We start from the raw sequence: 266 nt of genomic DNA on the forward strand, positions 1-266 counted from the left end.
CACCCGGCCGCTGTCGTGTCCGTCGTGCTTTTCGATGAACTAGCTGGTCACAGCGGTCTGACGGAACAGCCATTCGGATTTCAGTTCGGCGTATCCGGGCTTGATCACGTCATTGATCATGGCCAGTCGTTCATCGAAAGGAATGAACGCTGATTTCATCGCATTGACTGTGAACCACTGCATGTCCTCGAGCGTGTATCCGAAAGCGTCGACGAGATGCTCGAATTCGCGGGTCATGCTCGTGCCGCTCATCAGCCTGTTGTCGG

At 55.3% G+C, this 266-nt stretch carries 1 pseudogene; it reads right to left on the bottom strand.

Annotation, left to right across the window (positions count from 1 at the left end):
* Positions 1-39: 39 nt before the first annotated feature.
* Positions 40-266: pseudogene (locus J0695_RS40640) on the bottom strand (adenosine deaminase); the annotation flags it as partial.

The organism is Streptomyces beijiangensis (assembly GCF_017315755.1).
GTDB lineage: Bacteria > Actinomycetota > Actinomycetes > Streptomycetales > Streptomycetaceae > Streptomyces > Streptomyces beijiangensis.